This window comes from Bythopirellula superficialaquae (assembly GCF_059632245.1).
This window is the reverse complement of record NZ_CP197426.1, coordinates 2,112,894-2,133,680: the sequence shown is the minus strand read 5'-3', so window position 1 is coordinate 2,133,680 and position 20,787 is coordinate 2,112,894. Positions and strand designations below refer to the sequence as shown.

8 protein-coding genes are annotated in these 20,787 nt (G+C 54.3%); 4 read left to right on the top strand and 4 right to left on the bottom strand.

Annotated features, from left to right (window positions below; translation table 11 throughout):
- Nucleotides 1–13 precede the first annotated feature (13 nt).
- The gene (locus SH678x_RS08720) at nt 14–2,824 is read left to right on the top strand and encodes a glycoside hydrolase family 2 TIM barrel-domain containing protein (RefSeq protein WP_496922511.1); all 2,811 of its coding nucleotides are present in this window, start codon (nt 14–16) and stop codon (nt 2,822–2,824) included.
- A gap of 6 nt (nt 2,825–2,830) precedes the next feature.
- Here SH678x_RS08720 and SH678x_RS08715 read toward each other — a convergent pair whose 3' ends face one another.
- From SH678x_RS08715 to SH678x_RS08700, 4 genes are all read right to left on the bottom strand, one after another.
- Nucleotides 2,831–5,563 carry a family 78 glycoside hydrolase catalytic domain gene (locus SH678x_RS08715; RefSeq protein WP_496922510.1) on the bottom strand — a complete coding sequence of 911 codons (2,733 nt, stop codon included), beginning with the start codon at nt 5,561–5,563 and terminating at the stop codon, nt 2,831–2,833.
- A 61-nt stretch (nt 5,564–5,624) separates the two neighbouring features.
- A complete protein-coding gene (locus SH678x_RS08710; protein WP_496922509.1) occupies nt 5,625–6,542 on the bottom strand; it encodes a dihydrodipicolinate synthase family protein in 918 nt (305 codons plus the stop codon).
- A gap of 43 nt (nt 6,543–6,585) precedes the next feature.
- Entirely contained in the window at nt 6,586–7,692 is a 1,107-nt protein-coding gene (locus tag SH678x_RS08705) for a sialidase family protein (RefSeq protein WP_496922508.1), read from the bottom strand.
- A gap of 103 nt (nt 7,693–7,795) precedes the next feature.
- Nucleotides 7,796–10,180, bottom strand: a complete 2,385-nt coding sequence (locus SH678x_RS08700) for a glycoside hydrolase family 2 TIM barrel-domain containing protein (protein ID WP_496923064.1) — start codon at nt 10,178–10,180, stop codon at nt 7,796–7,798.
- Nucleotides 10,181–10,331: 151 nt separating this feature from the next.
- On the opposite strand from SH678x_RS08700, the gene SH678x_RS08695 reads away from it, so the two are divergent.
- The 3 genes from SH678x_RS08695 to SH678x_RS08685 all read left to right on the top strand — a co-directional run bounded on the left by SH678x_RS08695 (nt 10,332) and on the right by SH678x_RS08685 (nt 20,785).
- Nucleotides 10,332–14,774 carry a glycosyl hydrolase gene (locus SH678x_RS08695; RefSeq protein ID WP_496922507.1) on the top strand — a complete coding sequence of 1,481 codons (4,443 nt, stop codon included), beginning with the start codon at nt 10,332–10,334 and terminating at the stop codon, nt 14,772–14,774.
- Nucleotides 14,771–18,088, top strand: coding sequence for a beta-galactosidase, LacZ type (gene lacZ / locus SH678x_RS08690; RefSeq protein ID WP_496922506.1), 3,318 nt, complete (start codon nt 14,771–14,773; stop codon nt 18,086–18,088). Before SH678x_RS08695 ends, lacZ begins: the two co-directional genes overlap by 4 nt.
- A gap of 66 nt (nt 18,089–18,154) precedes the next feature.
- Nucleotides 18,155–20,785, top strand: a complete 2,631-nt coding sequence (locus tag SH678x_RS08685; protein ID WP_496922505.1) for a glycoside hydrolase family 20 zincin-like fold domain-containing protein — start codon at nt 18,155–18,157, stop codon at nt 20,783–20,785.
- Nucleotides 20,786–20,787 lie beyond the last annotated feature (2 nt).

Here is a 20,787-nt window from a genome sequence, read left to right as displayed (position 1 = left end):
CACGGCTAGCAGCATGAAAATTCCAAGTCTTATTTGCCTGATCCTCGCGATTTGTCTGTGCGCCGCAAGTATCTTGTCGTCTCAAGAAACCGAGCGCGTTTATCTTTCTGGTCGCGACAAAGATCACACGATCCCCTGGAAGTTCAAATGCACGACCGGCGCGAAATCCGGCGAATGGACGACCATTCCGGTCCCCTCGAATTGGGATGTCCTCGGCTTTGGCATGCTCAATTACAAGAAGGACATCGAATCGGCGCTCGAAGAGCATGGGCTGTACGAATACGAGTTCGCTGCACCTGACAAGTGGAAAGGGAATCGCGTCTATCTCGTATTTGAAGGCTCGATGACCGACACGACGGTCAAAATCAACGGCGAGCAGGCTGGTCCGACGCATCAAGGAGGGTTTTATCGCTTCAAGTACGAGATCACCGACTTATTGAAATACGGCCAAAGCAATCTGCTGGAAGTCGACGTCGCCAAGCATTCGGCCAACGAATCGGTCAACAAAGCCGAGCGCACGGCTGACTTCTGGGTCTTCGGTGGGATTTATCGCCCCGTGTATTTAGAAGTCGTGCCGCAACAATTCATCGAACGTGTCGCGATCAATGCCCACGCCGACGGCAATCTTTCCGCCGATGTATTTATCAACGGTGCAGGTGACGCACAAAGCGTTGAAGTTCAAATCACCGACCTTGATGGCAACCCTATCGGAAAACCTTTTTCGCATGACGTGAAAAACGATTCGCCCCGTTTATCGACTCAAATCGAGAATCCTCGACAATGGACGGCGGAAACTCCCGACCTTTACTTCGCGGAATTTCGACTCAAGCAGGGCGACGAGGTGTTGCATCGCTACCAACAGAGATTTGGCTTCCGCACGATTGAAGTCCGCCCCGGCGACGGGATCTACGTGAACGGTCAGCGGGTTATTCTTAAAGGGGTCAATCGCCATTCGACTTGGCCCGATTCCGGGCGCTGCTTGAGCAAAGACGTTCATTTGCTCGATATCAACACGATTAAAGATATGAACATGAACGCGGTGCGGATGTCACACTATCCGCCCGATCAGGAGTTTCTCGACCTGTGCGATGAGCACGGACTCTACGTGCTCGACGAACTCGCGGGCTGGCACTGGCACTACGACACCAAGGTGGGCCGCAAGCTTGTAAAATCGCTCGTCACGCGGGACGTGAATCATCCCAGCGTGATCTTTTGGGATAACGGCAACGAAGGGGGATTTAACGTTGCCTTGGATGAAGTATTCGATGAGTACGACCCCCAGCAACGCAAAGTGCTGCATGCCTGGGAAGCCTTTAATTTCATCAACACGGCGCACTACTTGGAGTTCGACCGCGCCAAAGTAGCCAGTCAGGGCGCACCTACGCGTCATGGACCCACCGAAGTCTACCAAGAATGGGAAGACTTAAATGATCCCAACAAGTACATCTATATGCCCACCGAGATGCTGCACGGATTGTACGACGGCGGCAGCGGGGCAGGGCTCGCCGACTACTGGGAAATGATGCGCGAAAGCCCGTTGTTGGGGGGGGCTTTTCTGTGGGTACTGTTCGACGAAGGGATCAAAGGCCCCGACGGCAGCATCGATTGCGCCGGCAACCAAGGGCCGGATGGCATCGTTGGTCCTTACCGTGTGCGGGAAGCGAGTTTTTACACGGTCAAGGAACTGTGGTCGCCCATCGTGATGGAGCGCAAAGGCGACAGCACGTTCACAATCGAAAATCGTTATGACTTTACGAATGCTGAAAAGTGCAAACTGACTTGGCAGTTGGGGAAATTTAAGCGGCCTAATGAACAGGGAGCCGGATTTGAGATCATCGAAGAAGGAACTCAAAACCTCCCCGACATTCCACCCGGTGAACAAGGAACACTAAAACTTGATCTGCCCTTGTTATCCTCGACCAAGGCCGATGTAGTCGCAATCACGATTAGCGATGGGTATGGCCGTGACCTGTGGACCTGGAATTGGTCAGGAAAATCGCTCGCACTAAAACAGGGCATTCCAAAACAAACTCAACTGCCGCAACCAAAGCTAGTTGAGCACAAGAACGAACTCAAAATCACTTCTGGCGAGTGCCTATTTACCATTGACAAAAAAACTGGCCTTCTCGTCGGCGCTGAACGCAATGGTAAACGATTCTCGTTAAGCAACGGCCCCATCGCAACGACCGGCAAGGGGACTCTTAAATCTCTAACGCACAAATCGGAGGGGGATAGCATCATCGTGACGGCTGAGTTCAAGGAAGGATTCAACCTAATTAATTGGCGATTTCATGGCGAGAACGGCGTTAGTTGTAACTACATCTATCCCGTCGTTGGCGAACACCCTTACTTCGGCGTGACGTTCGATTACCCCGAAAAACTGGTTCGCGGCAAGCGTTGGCTCGGCAATGGGCCCTTCCGGGTGTGGAAGAATCGCCAACATGGTGTGAGCTTGAACGTCTGGGAGAACAAGTTCAACGACACCATCACCGGCTACGCGGGCTGGGAGTATCCCGAGTTCAAAGGCTGTTTTTCCGGCGTTCAGTGGCTGCAGCTTGAAACGGACGAAGGCCCCATCACGATTGTGCCTGGGAACCCTGATTCGTTCGTGCAAGTGCTCACGCCCAGTTTCCCGCCCAAGGATCTTCAGGGTGAAACCAAACTGAAACTCCCCGAATGTGGCATCGCCCTACTCGACGCCATACCTCCCGTGGGAAGCAAATTCAAAACCGCCGCCACGACAGGCCCCCAAGGCCAACCCAACATCGGCCAAGGAGAATACTCAGGAAGCGTAAAATTCTACTTCGGCGAACTGCCTGAATGAGTCGGGTTACAACTTCGATTCAAACTCGTAAGTTCCCGATCCCACCGAATAGACGTTCCGATCGCCTTGGCGCCGCAAGAACTTTACGCCTTCGCTCTCGGCCACCGGTTTGCCGCTTTCGGTATCTTTGCTCGATTCACTAGCCGGGAGATAGACGGTGGCAGTTGAATTCGCTGGAATGGCAATCCGCAACTTAAAATCCTCCTCATCGCGATCCCAACGGCAGTTGATCGGCCCGCGTAAAGAATCGTAGCTCGCCTCGGCCCAAGTCAGATCGCCCACGGGCGTTGGCTTGATCACCACGTTCTCAAACCCCGGCTTCTCGGGATCCGCATCAATGCCAACCAAGTCTTTATAAAACCATTCGGTGATGTGGCCCAACATAAAATGATTATGCGAGGCATTGTGGTTGGCATCCCACGCCTCGGTCAGGGCGGTCGCCCCCTGCTTGAGCTGATATCCGTAACCGGGTTTTTCGTCTTGGTTGATCATGTCATAGATCACTTCCGAATCGCCGCTTTGGGCTAGCCCTTGTAACAGATAGCGAAAACCGACATCACCCGCTGTCATGGCATTGCCACGGTCGCGCACATCTTTCGCTAGCGCCGCCGACACTTTCTCTCGATCCGCCGGTTCGACCAAATCCATTACCAGTGCCAAAGCATTGGAACACTGCGAGTTTGTGCCGTAGGTTCCGTCTTCGTTAAGAAACTTCGCCAGCCAAGCCGCGCGAATTTCATTGGCCAACTTGGCATACCTCTGGGCATCCTCATCTTTTCCAAGTAACTCGGCGATCTGCGCAAGCAGCTTGGCATCGTAGTAATAAAATGCCGTGGCCGTGATGGGGGGCGGAGTCAGCTTGGCATGTCCGGGCCGATCCTCGCCATCCAAGTCGTACCAATCACCAAGGCCCTCGTCGAGGATATGATCCTTGGCCTTGCTGGCCAAATAATCCATGTACTTCTGCATGCCGGGGTAATACTCGCGCAGCAACGCCGTATCGCCCGTGAACAAATATTGCTGCCAAGGCACGACAATAAAGGCACACCCCCATTCCGCCGCCGCTCGGAACGTGCCGTCAAACACGGTGTACTCAGGGGCGATGTTAGGAATGAGTCCCTCGTCGGTTTGTGAATCCGCCATATCGCGCATTCCCTTGGCGAGAATACGGTTCACGTCGAACTCATAGCGAATTGCGGGGCCATTGAGATGATACTGCTCGAGCCAGCCCAGCTTTTCCCGATGGGGACAATCTGTCAGCACCGAGACCATATTCGACCGCTGCGCCCAACGAACCAACGTGCGTATACGATTCAAAAGTTCGTTCGAGCAAGAAAACTTACCGACCGGCTCGGCCGTCGAATGCACCACCACCCCTTCGATGTTTTCGAGTTGAGGCAGCTCGCCACCTTCTTCCACAGGAATTTTATCTAACTGCAAATATCGACAGCCGGCATAAAAAAATTGTGGGAACCAAGTTTCCTCGCCATCAGTGGACTTCGTGTACTGCCACCACGCCGGACCGCGATTCCCACCGCACGTCCCACGATTGATTTGACCCTTGTCATCTATTACTTCAGCGTGCGTGAGTCGCACGATACTCCCCGCGGGTCCGGTCACGGTAATTCGCGGCATGTATGAAGCGTTCTGCCCAAAATCGATCACATCAACAGTTTCGCTCAATGGCGTGATCGACACTGGCTCGATGATTTCAATCTCGCCGAGGGGTTCGGCGCTTGAAGTCTGCCCACGTAGTACTCCACTAGGCCGCACAAGTTCTACGGCATGGGCCCAACTGTGATCATTAAAACCGGGCTTATCCCAACCGGTCTGAAGCAAACGAGCATCGTAATCTTCGCCGCCGAAGATATCGTTGTAGGTCACGGGCCCAGCATGCACACGCCAACTTTCATCCGTGCCGATTACCTCGCGCGTACCGTCCTCGTATTCGATCTCAATCTGCCCGTACGCCCGTTGGGGACCAAAGCTCCCTTGAAACTTACTGAACCGATTGCGGCGCTCGGTGTGGTACATGCCATCCCCCAAGGCTAATCCAATCGCGTTATCCCCTTGCCGCAGCATTTCGGTGATATCATGCGTTTCATACAGGCACGTGCGGTTGTATTTCGTCCAACCCGGCGACAAAAGATTGCTGCCCACTTTCTCGCCATTGAGAAACATTTCAAATTGCCCCAGCCCCGTCATGTGAACGATCGCGCGCTTGAACCCGGGCTTCACTTCAAACTCGCGGCGCATCAGCACTGATTCACTCTGCCAGGGAGCGACAATCCATTTGGCATTCCAATCATCCTCGCCAATCACACCCATCGTCCAAGTGGCGACGGGGCTCCACGGGGAGGGCTGATCCTTGTCATCCCAAACGCGCACTTTCCAAAACACTTGCTGCGATGACTTGAGTGGTTTCCCGTCGTAAAGCACGTGCGTCGATTGGGCCGAATCTTGCTTGCCCGAGTCCCACAGATCGCCGCGATCTTCGTCCAAGATATCCGCGGAACTCGCCACCAAAATTTGGTACGCCGACTGGCTTTGCCCTCGTCGACTTCCCGCCAACTGCCAGTACAATCGTGGCTGGGCCACATCGATCCCCAGCGGATCGACGGCATATTCGCAGCGCGGCTTGGTCACCTGCCACGCCATTTCCTCTTCGGCGGCTTCGAGCAACGAAGCCCAAACACAACATACGTTCAAAATAAGTACGAAGAACCGGATCGCCGACATCGCGCGAATTCCCTCTTACGAATAAGAATACGAAAAGTCATCTGACGTAACGCGCTGGGCGTCACGCAAGATCGAGTGAATCAAGTATCGCTTTGACCTGGGCTTGAGCTTCCACCGTCACGGGTTGAATCGGCTGGGCAAGTACGTTTCGACAAATGCCGAGGGCTTCCAAGGCCATCTTGATCCCCGCCACGCCCGACGAAAACCGATTGCCCGCCACCGCATAAATCTTACCTAGGGCGACAACTTGCTCTGTCAATTTCGCCATGCGGTCGGCATCTTTGACAACAGCCGCTTCGTACAAACCTACCAACAACCGCGGAGCCACATTGGCCCCGCCGGTCACGCCGCCATGACCACCCAGTCGAATAATATCCGACAGGTTGGCTTCCTTACCCGCCAGCAAACTAAATCCCGGCCGCTGTTTGGCGACCTCAACAACTTTGGCAAAGTAATCGAGATCACCCGAGCTATCTTTGATGCCCACGATGTTCGATTCTTCCAGCAAGACAGCAACCGTTTCTGGAGCAATGGAAACCTTAGTGAGCGCGGGAAAATTATACAGCACTAACGGCAAAGGAACTCGGAGGGCGAGCTCGCGGAAATAGCCGATGAGTTCTGACTGGTCGGACGGCAAATAATAAGGAGCCGCCGACACGACCGCCGCGCAGCCATTATCCACGGCCACTTTGGCCGCCTTGAGCGATTCCTTGAGCGACGTGTTGCTAATCCCCATCAACACCGGCAAACGATCACCAACCAACAAACAGGTGCGTTCGATCAACTGTCGCTGCAAATCGACATCGAGCGAGGGCCCTTCACCGTTCGTGCCCAACATAAACAGCCCATGCACGCCGCCTGTCACCAAGTGCTCGATCAGCCGCTCCAGCCCTTGTTCGTCCAGACTCTCAGAATCTAAAAGCGGGGTAACGACGGGGGGAATAATGCCGTGAAAATCAAGCGATGCGGAGCGAGCCATGCAATTTGTCTGCTGTAGGGTGGGCTGGAAGGGAAGGTTGAACTTAGTATTGCCCAGGCTTCTTGCCGGGCCAAGTCCCATCGATGATTGGCTGGAGTTCAAGCTTCTCGGGATCGACGACCACGTGCTTGATCCGCTCTCGCCGCCAAGTGTAGGCGATATGAACTTTACCGTCCGAAGTTTGAATCACAGCCGGGTAAGAATAGCCGTTCTCACCTTTATCATCTTCGAGCACGAGTGCGGCCTGCCAATTTTCGCCGTCCTCGGAAACCGCAACATTGAGCGGACTGCGGCCTTTGTAATTCGGGTTGTGATTGTAAACCAACAACTGCCGACCATCGGCCAGCGTGACGGCATCTGTCCCCGCACTCGGGTTGGGTAGCGGAATCAGCGACATCTCGCCCCAGGACTTGCCCCCATCCTCCGACCAAATCTGAAAGATGCCGCTCGAACGAGTACGGCCCAACGCTTGTAAGCGATTGTTGTTGTACTGCAAGATGCTGGGCTGAATCGCGCGAATTTTTTCGCCGTCATTCACCGCTTGCGATGCTTGCCACGTCTTCCCGCCATCGGTCGACGTTTCAAAATGGACCCGCCAGCCGTCGTGCTCCGTGCTTGAAGGCGAGATGATTGTGCCATCCGCCAGTTGTATCGGTTTGTTCTTGATCGGGCCGAGAATGTCCTCCGGTAGACGAGTCGGTTCGGACCAAGTTTTGCCTTCATCCTCGGAGGTCATCACCATGCCCCACCAATCGGATGGCGTTGGGCCGACTTTGTAGAACAACATCACGGGGCCAGCTTGTGGTTGAAACAAGACCGGGTTCCAAGTCGGGTAACGCAGTTCGTCAGATTCCACACCGTTGGCGACTTCAACCGGCTCGCTCCATTTGCCATCATGGTAGCGGGCCGTCCAAATTCCGACGTCGGGATGACGTTCGTGCGTCCCACCAAACCACGCGGCAAGCAAACCCTCTTTGGTTTCTACCAACGTGGCGGCATGACAGGAAGGGAAGGGGGCCGACTCGTAAATGAACTCAGCCGACTCGATGCCCGGTTGATTCTCAGGAATTGCGTAACCATTGGATGCAGCAAGTACGCCGCAACATGAAATGCAGACTAAGATCAAACGCCGAGGGAAAAGACTTCTCATGATTGCTCGTTTTTAGTTTTGCTGAGACAAGATTTTATTTTATCAGTTGACGACAAGCACAATACCGCGTCGGTTTGCAACGCATTCCACATAAATCGCAAGCTCAATCAGGCAGCGCTGCTTGCGACCGAATCTCCACGTTCGCCTCGGGTAAACCTTGGGATTTCGCAGTGATTCTGATCGCGCCCGGCTCCGGCTTGGACCGCACCACAAGCAAGCTGCGCCCTTGGTGCAATTTGCGCGGATTGGCTTGATAAGATTCTTCGCTGCGAAGATCGCCACTGCCTACGGCAATGATCTCGCCGGGGCCGTCGATCTTATACTCCACAGCGTTGTCAGCATGAGGGCACAACGTCCCCGCTTCATCCAACAGTTCAACTTCTAAGAACGAAAGATCTCGCCCATCGGCTTGAATCGTGTCGCGGTCGGGCGTGAGTTGAATCTTGACGGGTGGACCTGCTGTCTTCAATTCAAAGCTTCCCGGCTCCTTACCATCCTCAATCCCCACAACTCGCAGCACGCCTGGAACGTAAGGTACTTGAAACTCGGTGCGGTACTCTTGTTCTCGCGTCGTGGGCTTCTCGCCGAGCAGTTTATCATTCAGGTACAACCTCACCGCCGGATACCGCGAGTAAACTTCCACAGTTAAATCCTGGCCTTCTTGCCCTGGCCAAGTCCAACTGGCTTGCGTCGGCGGATGAGCCCATTTGGAAATCTGCCACGGTTTACTATCCGGCCCGGGGACTTGCACGGCCGCATAGAGTTTCTCACCACGATCCCACAAGATCTGACGGTAGTGCGACAACGGCTTTCGCTCGCAGTTCAAATCAAGATCGCCACACGCTCCGCCATGCCAAGGGAATTGCGACTCTTCCCAAAACTCGTGCATTTTCTCGTCTGGAGCAAACACGCGGCCGATTCCCGCCTCCCCGAGATAGTCGATCCCCGACCAAACAAAATCGCCAATCACATACGGCTCATCGTGCGATGCCTGCCAGCCTTCAAAGGCCGAGTTGGCGTACGTTTCGCTGCAAAAAATCACCCGCTCGGGAACTCGCTTGTGATCGCCGTGATGCTGATTCGTTTGATAGTTATAGCCAGCGACGTCGAGCGAATCAAAAACCGGATCAAGCTGGGGCCAATCTTCATTCTTTTCTAAGCCATTGAGCGCAATCGTCACGGGACGTGTGGGATCGAGCTTGCGAGCATAATCCGCAAGTTCGCTAGCCAGACGCCGCCCCTCGGCTTTGCCGCGTTCAAACACTTCATTGCCGATGCTCCACATAATCACCGACGGGTGATTGCGGTCGCGATCGATCATCGCCCGCAAGTCCTGCTGCCACTTCTCAGCGAAAACCGTGCTGTAATCATGCTTCTTCTTCGCCGCCGCCCAACCGTCAAAGGCTTCGTCGATCACCAACATCCCCAGCCGGTCACACGCATCCAGAAACGCCGTTGAAGGAGGATTGTGCGCCGTGCGAATCGCATTGAATCCCGCGGCTTTGAGCTTCTCGACGCGACGTTCTTCCGCGCAGTCAAACGCCGCAGCCCCCAACGGACCGTTATCGTGATGCACACAGGCACCACAGAGTTCCACCGGTTGCCCATTCAGCAGCAGGCCGTCCATAGCATTAATCACAACCATGCGAATACCAAATTTGGTTCGACTCTCATCGAGTGCTTCACCGTCCTCAGAAATTTGTATGTTAGCGCCATATAGATGAGGCTCATCCGGCGACCACAATTCAGGCTTGGAAATCTGCAACTCTCGCTTAACTAGCAGCCTTTCTTTCGGCTGGAGTATCTCACTGCTCTCGTGTGAACTTTGGGAGTTGCCGTTGAGGCACGCAAGTTCGATATCGATGTCAATATTTCGCGCCGAATCCGAATCATTGATCAAGGCCAACGATACATCGACCGTAGCTCCTTTTTCACTGATCTCGCGCGTCGAGATGCTCAGAGTGTCGTGGTCTATGTGAACAGGATCAGTCACAGTCAGCCGAACATGCCGGTAAATTCCCGACCCCGTGTACCACCGCGAATTCGGCTGCTGCGAATTATCCACTCTCACGGCAAGCACATTCGGCTCGTCGAATCGAAACTGTTCAGTCACATCAAATCGAAAAGGCGTATAAGCATAGTGATGCTTACCAAGCTTCTCACCGTTGAGCCAAACCTCGGCTTTTGGCGTAACGCCTGCAAACTCCAATGAAATCTTCTTACCCCGCCATTCAGGGTTGGCTTCGATCGCACGGCGATACCAACCTTCGCCCGTAGGAAAATACCCCCCATCTCCTGCACTCGGTGCAGCGGGGTCGGTCGTCCCCTCGATGCTCCAATCATGTGGCAAGTTCACAACCCGCCATTTTTGGTCTGCAAAATCCCGCGCGTTGGCTTGCGGTTTTTCTCCCAATGCAAATCGCCAATCAGAGTCCAATAAAAAAGTTTCTCGCGCGCACGCTATCGAGCCTGCTGAGAAAACTAACATCAAAACGCAGAAATTATTCCAAATATTGTGAAACATGAAAATCGATTCTCGATCTTTCAACGGGGCGTGCATTGCGTCCTCTGTGCATCTATGGAAAATAAATAGAGACACAGCACTTTGCTTCTCGCCTTATCTCCCTCATCGCTCTCGTATGATAGCAATTGGTTATCGAACTCGCATCTCGCCGCGTGCAGGGATGCTCGCCTGCTTACTTGGCCTTGTGATTTGTCACGCACAGCCATTCTACGCAGACGAACTCCAATCGGCTTTTGAGCATCCTCCTGCCGACACGGCACCGTGGACCTTTTGGTATTGGAACAAAGGGGCCATTTCGTCCGAGGGGATTACCGCCGACTTGGAAGCCATGCACGACGCAGGCATTGGTGGTGCGTATTTGATGACGATCAAAGGTGGCGATTCCAAACTTTGGGATCCGCCCGTCGAGCAACTCACGCCGGCTTGGTGGGAGCTGGTCAAGCATGCGTTTCAAGAAGCTCAGCGCTTGGATCTGAAATTCGCCATGCACGTTTGCGACGGCTTCGCCACGGCCGGAGGACCTTGGATCACACCCGAACAATCGATGCAGAAAGTCGTCTGGTCGGAGACCTATGTATCCGGTGGCAAGCCATTCCAAGGAAAACTTCCCCAACCAGAAACAAACGAAGGTTATTACCGCGATCTTGCCGTCTTCGCGATACCCGTTAACTCCGTGCCATCTCAAGAAATCCCGCAAGTTACGACCAGCCTTCCCCATTTCGAAGCCCAGTTTCTGACATCGTCAGACAGCAATGAGCGAGTTCGATTGGAGGAACCCGGCTGGATTCAATACGAATACAACGAACCTTTCACCTGCCGCACGATCACCATCACTCCCGACGGCAACAGCTTTCAAGCGAATCGTTTGCTTGTGAGCGCGAGTGATGACGGCAATACCTTCCGTGAAGTCGCTCGGCTCGAACCTCCCCGTCATGGTTGGCAGAACGGCTCTGGGACGGTCACTCATACTATTCCCGAAACGACGGCCCGCTTCTTTCGCTTTAACTACGATCCCGCCGGCACCGAGCCAGGCGCCGAAGACCTCGATTCCGCCAAGTGGAAGCCGACGCTCAAAGTTCGTTCCATTGTTTTGGGAAATCATCCACGCCTTCACCAAGTGGAAGGCAAAAACGGTTCCGTCTGGCGGGTGAGCCAACGAACGATCGACGGTCAGATTGCGAATGCCGATTGTGTACCTCTCGATAAGATCAAGAATATCACCGCCCATTTGCAGCAGGATGGGACACTCAATTGGAACGTCCCCGTGGGCGAGTGGTTGATCTTACGGATGGGTCACACTTCCGCCGGAACTCACAACGAAACCGGTGGAGGCGGCCGTGGTTTGGAATGTGATAAGTTCGATCCCGCGGTTGTCAAACTGCAATTCGACAGGTGGTTCGGCGAAGTGATTCGTCAGATCGGACCCGAGCTGACTGAAAACGTGCTCAGTAGTTTTCACGTCGATAGCTGGGAATGCGGCAGCCAAAATTGGTCACCCGTCTTCGCCGCGGAATTTGAACGTCGTCGCGGCTACGATCTCATGCCCTATCTGCCAGTGCTGGCTGGGATTCCCATCACCAGCGCCGACGTTTCTGAGCGAGTGCTCTACGACGTGCGGCAGACAATCTCAGATTTGATCGTCGATAATTTCTTTGGCACATTGCGTGACTTGGCCCACGAACACAATTGCCAGTTCAGCGCCGAATGCGTCGCTCCCACGATGGTCACCGAAGGCATGCGGCATTTCGGCGCCGTGGATCTTCCCATGGGCGAGTTCTGGCTGCGCAGCCCTACTCACGACAAGCCCAACGACATGCGTGACGCCATCTCGGCCGCGCACGTTTATGGCAAACCCATCGTTCAAGCCGAAGCGTTCACGGAGTTGCGAATGGCTTGGGATGAGCATCCTGGCCTGATAAAATCCCTCGGCGACCGCCAGCTTGCCTTGGGTGCCAATCGCTTCGTTTATCACATTTTCAATCACAATCCCTGGATCGATCGCCAGCCTGGAATGTCGCTCGATCAGATCGGGCTGTTTATCCAACGTGATCAAACCTGGTGGCCTGCCGTTAATGCCTTCATCAACTACCAAAAACGCTGTCAGGCGATGCTGCAAGCAGGCGAAACGGTGGTCGACATCGCCGTCTTCACCGGCGAAGGAATCCCGTCGCGCGCTTTGCTGCCCGAAACACTGGTCACGACCTTACCCGGCATCGTCGGCAAAGAGGCCGTCGCTCGTGAAACCGAGCGGCTCGCCAATGTCGGCACGCCACTGCACGAATTACCCGCAGGCGTTAACCATTCGGCTAACATGACCGATCCCGCCGATTGGATTGATCCACTGCGTGGCTACAGCTACGACTCGGTGAATCCCGATGCGCTACTTCGCTTGGCAAAAGCCGAAGATGGTCGCCTCAAATTTGCTAACGGTCGTGGTTATCAACTTTTGGTCATGCCAATGCCCCGGCCACTCTCGCCGGATCCCGAATTAATTTCACTCCCAGTGGCAGATAAACTTGGTTCGCTCGTTCAGGCAGGGGCCAAAGTGGTCGCGTGCGTGCATGGTCGTCAGTCACCAAGTTTAGAAGACTATCCCACAGCCGACGAAAAACTGTTTGCTCTGTTGGGGGAACCAACCGCCGACGAAACTTTGCCTGCTGAGAGCCCTGGCACCATCCGTCGAATTGGTCAGGGTCAATTAATTTACGGACCAATCACTGCTGACTCTTTTTCGAACTACGGTATCGAGCCCGACTTCATCGCTTACACATCAACCGGCAAACGGCTTCACAATCTCGCTTGGAACCATCGACGTTCGGAAACCGCCGATTGGTATTTCGTGTCGAACCAAGCGGACGCCGCTCAGGAAGTGATTCTTTCTTTGCGTGAGCAAGGCATGCAGCCCGAAATTTGGAATCCGGTGACGGGCGAAATTCAGCAGGCCAAGAAATGGACGATTGTCAAAGGTCGCACCGTTCTGCCCGTGCGACTCGAACCCAGTGGTTCACTGTTTGTCGTGTTTCGCGAAGCCACCGACGTCACAGGCCAAGCTGAAGGAACCAATTGGCCGAAATTCCAAGAACGACAAGCACTAATAACACCGTGGCAGGTATCGTTCGACGAATCACTTGGCGGGCCCGGTGAAACGATTGAATTCGCCGAACTTATTGATTGGTCTCACCATAGCGACACCAGAATACGCCACTACTCCGGCACGGCCACCTACACAAACAAATTTCAGTGGGAGAAGTCCACAGAAAAAGTGTGGCTCGATCTCGACCAGATTTCTAACATCGCCGAAGTGCGAGTCAACGGCATCGCCTGCGGCACGGCCTGGACGCCTCCTTATCGTGTCGATATTACCAAAGCACTACGCGAAGGTGACAACGAACTATCGATCGCTGTCACCAACACTTGGGCCAACCGCTTGATAGGCGATGCTCAACTTCCTGCCGCGGAGCGTATCACCTGGACGACCGCTACACCACTACGTAGTAGCGCGAAATTACTTCCCGGGGGTTTACTAGGTCCCGTGACTTTGCTGACGGAAGTCCAATCCGAAGCAACAGCGGTTTCGCCGAAAGACATGGAGGCTGTCTTCGAGGAAGTCAAAACGCCTTTCAAATACGGCGTGCTGCTCGAACCCGAGCAAGGACAATTTCTCGATTGCCCCAACGTCTTCCGGCATGGCGATGCCTGGTACATGGTTTACGTCGCCATCACCGACAAAGTTGGTTACGAAACATGTCTTGCCCGCAGCGACGATTTATTGAAGTGGGAACCACTGGGGAAAACTCTGCCGTTCGCCAACGAAGGTTGGGACAAATGGCAAGCCGACGGCAGCATCGCGCTCGTTGATCCCAAATGGGGCGGTTCTTCAGAGCTGCAATCCTTTGACGGCAAGTATTGGATGTCATACTTCGGTGGGGCCAAGCAAGGTTATGAAACCGATCCCCTCTCGATTGGCATGGCCTGGACCACCGAACCACAACTGGCAAAGCCTTGGCATCGTTTGGCAGAGAATCCCGTCCTCACGCCCGGCCATCCCAACGCTCGCGAATTTGAAAAGGCAACGCTCTACAAGAGCCATATCCTGTGGGACAAAACGGAATCCCTCGGTGCTCCGTTTGTCATGTATTATAACGCCAAGCAAACTGGGCCGTGGATCGAACGCATCGGCATGGCCACTTCGCACGACATGGTGCATTGGCAACATTACGGCAAGCAGCCCGTCATCGACAACTTCAAGGGAATCTCGGGCGATCCGCAAATCGTGCGCATGGACGATCTGTGGGTGATGTTCTATTTCGGGGCGGGTTGGAAAAAAGGGGCGTTCGACACGTTTGCGAGTTCACGCGATTTAGTGCACTGGACCAAATGGTCGGGCGAAGATTTGATCAAACCGTCTGAGCCTTGGGACAAAACCTTCGCGCACAAACCTTGGCTCCTGAAACACGACGGGGTGGTCTACCACTTTTATTGTGCCGTGGCGGGGGACAATCGCACGATTGCCTTGGCCACCTCACGCGACTTGCGTCCAACGCCGGAGCAGCCGTGATTCGCACGTTTACACTCCTGAGCTTGATTGCCTGCCTGGCGGTTTCCGTGCTGGCCGATCCGCCCGATTGGGAGAATGAGCAGGTCATGGCTCGTAATCGTCTCCCTGCTCGAGCCTCGTTCACGCCGTTCGCCGACGTCGAACAAGCTCGCTTAGGTCAGCAAAATCAATCGCCCTGGTATCAAACGCTCAACGGCGATTGGAAATTTCATTGGGTACCACGACCTGACGACCGACCAAAAGATTTCTACAAATCCAACTTTGACGATTCGGCCTGGAAAACAATTCCCGTTCCCTCGAATTGGGAAATGCAAGGCTACGGCACGCCGATCTATGTCTCGGCGGGCTACCCCTTCAAGATCGACCCACCGCGCGTGACGTCCGAACCGCCGCAAGAATACACGGCTTTCAAAGAGCGCAACCCCGTCGGTTCGTATCGCCGTACGTTTGAAATTCCCGACACATGGGGGAAGCGCCACACGATTCTGCATTTTGCTGGCGTCGACAGCGCGTTCAACGTCTGGGTCAACGGCCAGTTTGTCGGTTACAGCGAAGACAGCCGCACGCCGTCGGAGTTCGATATCACCGACAAACTCGTTGCCGGCAAGAATCTCATCGCGGTGGAAGTCTTTCGCTGGAGCGACGGCAGCTATCTCGAAGATCAGGACATGTGGCGGCTCAGCGGCATCTTTCGCGATGTGTATTTGCTTTCACGCCCCGAAGTTTCGATTGCAGACTTTGCCGTGCGAACGGAGCTTGATGACGAATACAAAAATGCGGAACTTCAGATCGAACCAGAGCTTACGCTATCAGGCAATCAATTGCTCGACGGCTGGACTCTCGAAGCCCAACTCTTTGACGGCGGCAAACCTGTCTTTGCCAAGCCGCTCACAGCTGACGCGGCAAAGATCGCAAATCCCACCTACAAAGCCGATCTCTTGGTCGAACGCACTCCACAGCGTGGCCAACCGAAATTTGGTTGGCTCACTGCGAAGATCGAATCGCCTAAACTTTGGACCGCCGAGACTCCCCATCTCTATCGCCTCGTGCTGACCCTGCGTGATACCGACGGCAACGTCATCGAAACCACTGGCAGCAACGTCGGCTTTCGTGACGTAAAAATTCGCGACGGCCAACTCCTCGTCAACGGCCAACCCGTGCGACTTCGCGGTGTGAATCGCCACGAACATGATCCCACTGAGGGCCACGCGATTTCTGAAAGCCGGATGATCGAAGACATCCGGTTGATGAAGCAAGCCAACATCAACGCTGTTCGCACGGCCCATTATCCCAACAACGCACGCTGGTACGAACTGTGCGATGTGTATGGACTCTACGTGATGGACGAGGCCAACATCGAAACGCACGGCCTCCGCGGCCAACTGGCCAGCGAACCAACTTGGCACGCCGCGTTTCTTGAACGCGCCGTCCGCATGGCCGAGCGCGATAAAAATCATCCGAGCGTGATTCTCTGGTCGCTCGGCAACGAGTCGGGTTACGGCCCCAACTTCGCGGCGATCTCGGCTTGGCTACGTGCCTTCGATCCCACGCGGCCGATTCATTACGAAGGGGCACAGGATGCTCCCACCGATCCCAACACGGTCGACGTTATCAGCCGTTTTTATCCTCGCGTGCAGGGGGAATATCTAAATCCTCCAGATGCGAAGGGTGATGCTGAATTGGAGCGCGCGGAAAATGCTCGCTGGGAACGGTTACTCGATTTGGCGAAAGACGATCCGAGTGGCCGTCCCATTTTGGCGAGCGAATATGCCCACGCGATGGGGAACTCAATGGGCAATCTGCGTGAATACTGGGAGGAAATCTATTCTGATCCGCGCCTGCTGGGGGGCTTTATTTGGGAATGGTGCGATCAAGGACTGTACAAAACCAACGACGATGGCCAGAAGTTTATTGCCTACGGTGGCGACTTTGGCGATTCCCCCCACCATCGTGTTTTCTGCATCAAAGGGATCGTCACGGCCGAGCGCGAAAAGACATCGAAATTCTGGGAAGTCAAAAAAATCTATCAGCCCATCTTGATGGAAGCCGACGCAACGCTTACGGATAGCAAAACGATCCACATCACGAACCGCCATTCGCATCTCAATCTCAAGGAATTCGACATTCGCTGGCAACTCATCTGTGATGGCGACGTTGCCGAGCAGGGGGTACTACCTTCGATTGACGTTCCCGCAGGCAAGCAAGGGGCTCTATCGCTCGAACAAATCCCAATCGACGCAAACTCAGAGGGCGTGTGCTCGCTCAAAATCAGCTTTCAAACACGCAATGATGCCCCTTGGGCGAAAGCGGGCCATGAAATCGCCAGGGATCAATTTCCGGTTGCTACAAAGTCATCTCCTAAGCTCGTAAACCAAGCCACATTGCCGTCGCTCACCGTGAAGGATTCCAATGACGTTGTGCAAATCAACGGCAAGGATTTCGCCGCCCAATTCAGTCGACGATTGGCAGCGCTCACGTCTCTCAAATACGACGACAAGGAGTTATTGGCAGTCGAGCAAGAACCCGCTGGACCGGTGGCCCAATTCTTCCGAGCCCCTGCGGAAAATGACCGTGGCTTCGGAAATTGGCTGGCTCGTAACTGGCAAGAGGCGCGCCTTGCTGATCCAGAGCGCGGGATCGAATCCTTCGAGGTGAAGCAACTGGCTGACAATCTCGTCCAAATTGAAACAGTCATCAAAAATACTGTTGCCCAAGGTTCGATCACTCAAAAAGCGACGTGGCTCATCCGGGGCGATGGTTCGCTCGACCTTCAAGCAGAGTTTCTACCAGGTGGTGATCTCCCGCCACTTCCACGTATTGGTATCGTCATGAAACTTGCCGGCAGCTTCGATCAGCTTTCCTGGTATGGCCACGGTCCTTACGAAAACTATGCCGACCGCTTGGAAAGTTCGCCGCTAGACATCTATCACAGCACCGTCAACGAGCAGGCTTTCCCGTATCCTCGCCCCCAAGAAACCGGCAACAAAGAAGGAGTTCGTTGGCTCGCACTACGCAATTCCACGGGGAGTGGACTGCTCGTCGTGGCAGAAGGAGAACCTTTCGCTGCATCAGCCTTGCGTTTCACCGCTCAAGACTTAGCAGCCGCTTCGCACAATTACGAACTCAAGCCACGCAATGAAGTCGTCGTATCAATCGACGCACGCCACTGCGGCCTTGGCAACGGCAGCTGCGGCCCGGGTGTGCTCACCAAATATGCGGTCCCAGTTCAGCCCTATTCACTGCATGTCGGTTTTCGTCCCCTCGATCCTGATTCCTCTCTCAAAATCGAAACAAAGATCAAATACCAAAAGTAATTCTCAAGTCACTCGTCTAACTCTTATCAGCGCTGATTAGCGATAATCAGCGTTCCTAATCTCATCATGAAATCAATAAACAAACACAGCGTTTCGTTGCTCGGCTTCTTACTGCTTTTATTTTGCAGCTCAGCCTTAGCCGCCGAACCAATCACAATTAAGGTTCCTACTGACGCCGCTCCCCGCGTTCAATTTGGAGTCGAACGGATCCTCAGCGCGCTAGAGAAATGCGGTATCGATGCAACAACGACAAACGATGCGGCCGCGCAAATCCTCATCGGCGATTCACAGGACGCTGCTGAACTTGGCAATGAAGGCTTTCATCTGCAATCCAATAGCCAGGGTCAAATCACAATCCATGGCGGCGGGGATTCGGGGTTGCTCTACGGTTGTCTGGAGCTTGCCCGACGTATTGAGGCTGAAAAAACGCTTCCCCAAAACTTGGACATTCAAGATGCCCCTGTGTTCAAATTGCGCGGTCCTTGCTTCGGCATGCAAAAGACAAGCATCCTCCCCGGTCGCAAGGTTTACGAATACCCATACACGCCCGAATTGTTTCCCTTCTTTTACGACAAGGCCTACTGGCAACAGTATCTCGATTTTCTCGTCGAGAATCGCATGAACACACTCTACATTTGGAATGGCCACCCGTTCGCTTCGCTCGTGCAGCTTCCCGACTATCCCTATGCACTCGAAGTCTCGCCCGAAGTGTTCGAGAAGAACGTCGAGATGTTCCGCTACATCGCCAAGGAATGCGATAAACGGGGCATTTGGCTTGTGCAGATGTTTTACAACATCATCGTGTCCCAACCTTTTGCCAAGCATCATGGCCTTCCGACGCAAATGGATCACATCGATCCAATCGCTGCCGATTATACTCGTAAGTCCATCGCCGAATTCGTGCGGCAATATCCCAACGTCGGCCTCATGGTTTGTCTCGGTGAAGCCTGCGTCACGCTCGACAATCAAGTGAAGTGGTGTACCGAAGTGATTTTGCCCGGCGTGAAAGATGGCATGCAAGCAGCGGGACTCGTAGAGGAACCTCCCGTCGTGATCCGTGCCCACGCGACCGACGCCACCGTCGTAATGCCCAAAGCACTTGAGGTGTATCGCAATCTCTACACCGAGGCCAAGTTCAACGGCGAATCGCTCACCACCTGGGAACCACGCGGTTTGTGGCAGGAGATTCATCAAAAACTGAGTCAACTCGGTTCGACTCACGTCTCGAATATTCACATTCTCGCCAACCTCGAACCTTTCCGTTACGGAGCGCAGCGCTTCATCAAAAAATCGGTGCAAGCCTCGCGCGATCGGCTGGGGGCTCAAGGCTTGCACGTATATCCGCTGGCCTATTGGAATTGGCCCGATGCTCCCGACAAAGTCACGCCGCCGCTTCAGCAGATCGAACGGGATTGGATTTGGTTCGAAGCCTGGGCACGCTACGCTTGGAATCCCGACATTGAAGACGACGCTGATCAGGAATATTGGATCGTTCGTCTCGCCGAGAAGTATGGATCACGCGCAGCGGCCGAGCAGATCCTTACTGCTTACAACGAGTCGGGCGAGTGCGCGCCCTTGCTCTTGCGTCGATTCGGCATCACTGAGGGAAATCGCCAGACTTTGGCGTTAGGCATGACGCTGGATCAACTGATCAATCCTGAAAAATACCGGCCGTATCCAGAGCTATGGCTTTCGCAGGCGCCACACGGCGAGCGTCTGGATGAATACGTACAAAAGGAACTCGCCGGAAAACCGCATACCGGCGAAACTCCCGTGTCTGTCCTGGCTGATGCACTTGCATGTTCAGAGAAGGCCGTCAACGCTATGGAACAGGCCGCCTCCAACGTCTCGACAAATCAAGCGGAATTCAACCGACTCAAGAATGATGTCGCTTGCATCCGTGCGATGGTGCAAAACTACGCCGCCAAGGTGAACGCAGCCATACTGGTTATGAAGTTCCAACAAACTCATGACACGAGCTTGCTCAACGAGGCCGAACAACAACTGGCGGAAAGTCTCGAGCATTTTCGCAAGTTAACTTTACTCACCAATGGCTCCTATGAATTTGCCAATTCGATGCAAACTGACACCCGCAGAATCCCAGTGACCGGGGCCATCGGCACCGAGCCTGTCAGCTTTCATTGGTCACAAATGCTGCCCGTTTACGAACAAGAACTTGCCGACTTTCAAGCTTCCGTCGCGGCCGTCAACGGCGGTGACACGACGGCCCTGTTCCGTCGCGAGAAGAAACCTCTCCGCAAGGCGGCCGTCAAAGTTCTCACTCCGCAAGCAGAAGCCTACACCGTCCAAACCGGCACGCGGGCGTACAACGATCAGCAATGGCGAATTCAAGCCCTGGTTCCTGAACTCGATCAACTCACAGGAATTCGCTTTCCTCACACCACGGCGGCACAAGGTGAGTACGATCCCGTGGAATTTGAAGTCGAAGAGCCGGTGCTCGTGCTGATCGGCTACATCCGCGACGAAGACAAGCAGTGGCTCCAACCACCGCGGCTCGAAATGGATGCCCTGGGTGGCGAACGGGGTGGCACCGAAGTTTACATTCAGGATGCGGCCATCGTGGACACGTTACCTCCCATCGACGTGTACGCTCTCCGTTTCGACAAAGGAAAACACAAACTCACGATGCGCGGCCAAGGCAGTTTTACTGTTCTAGGCATCGCCGTCGAAGAATAGCT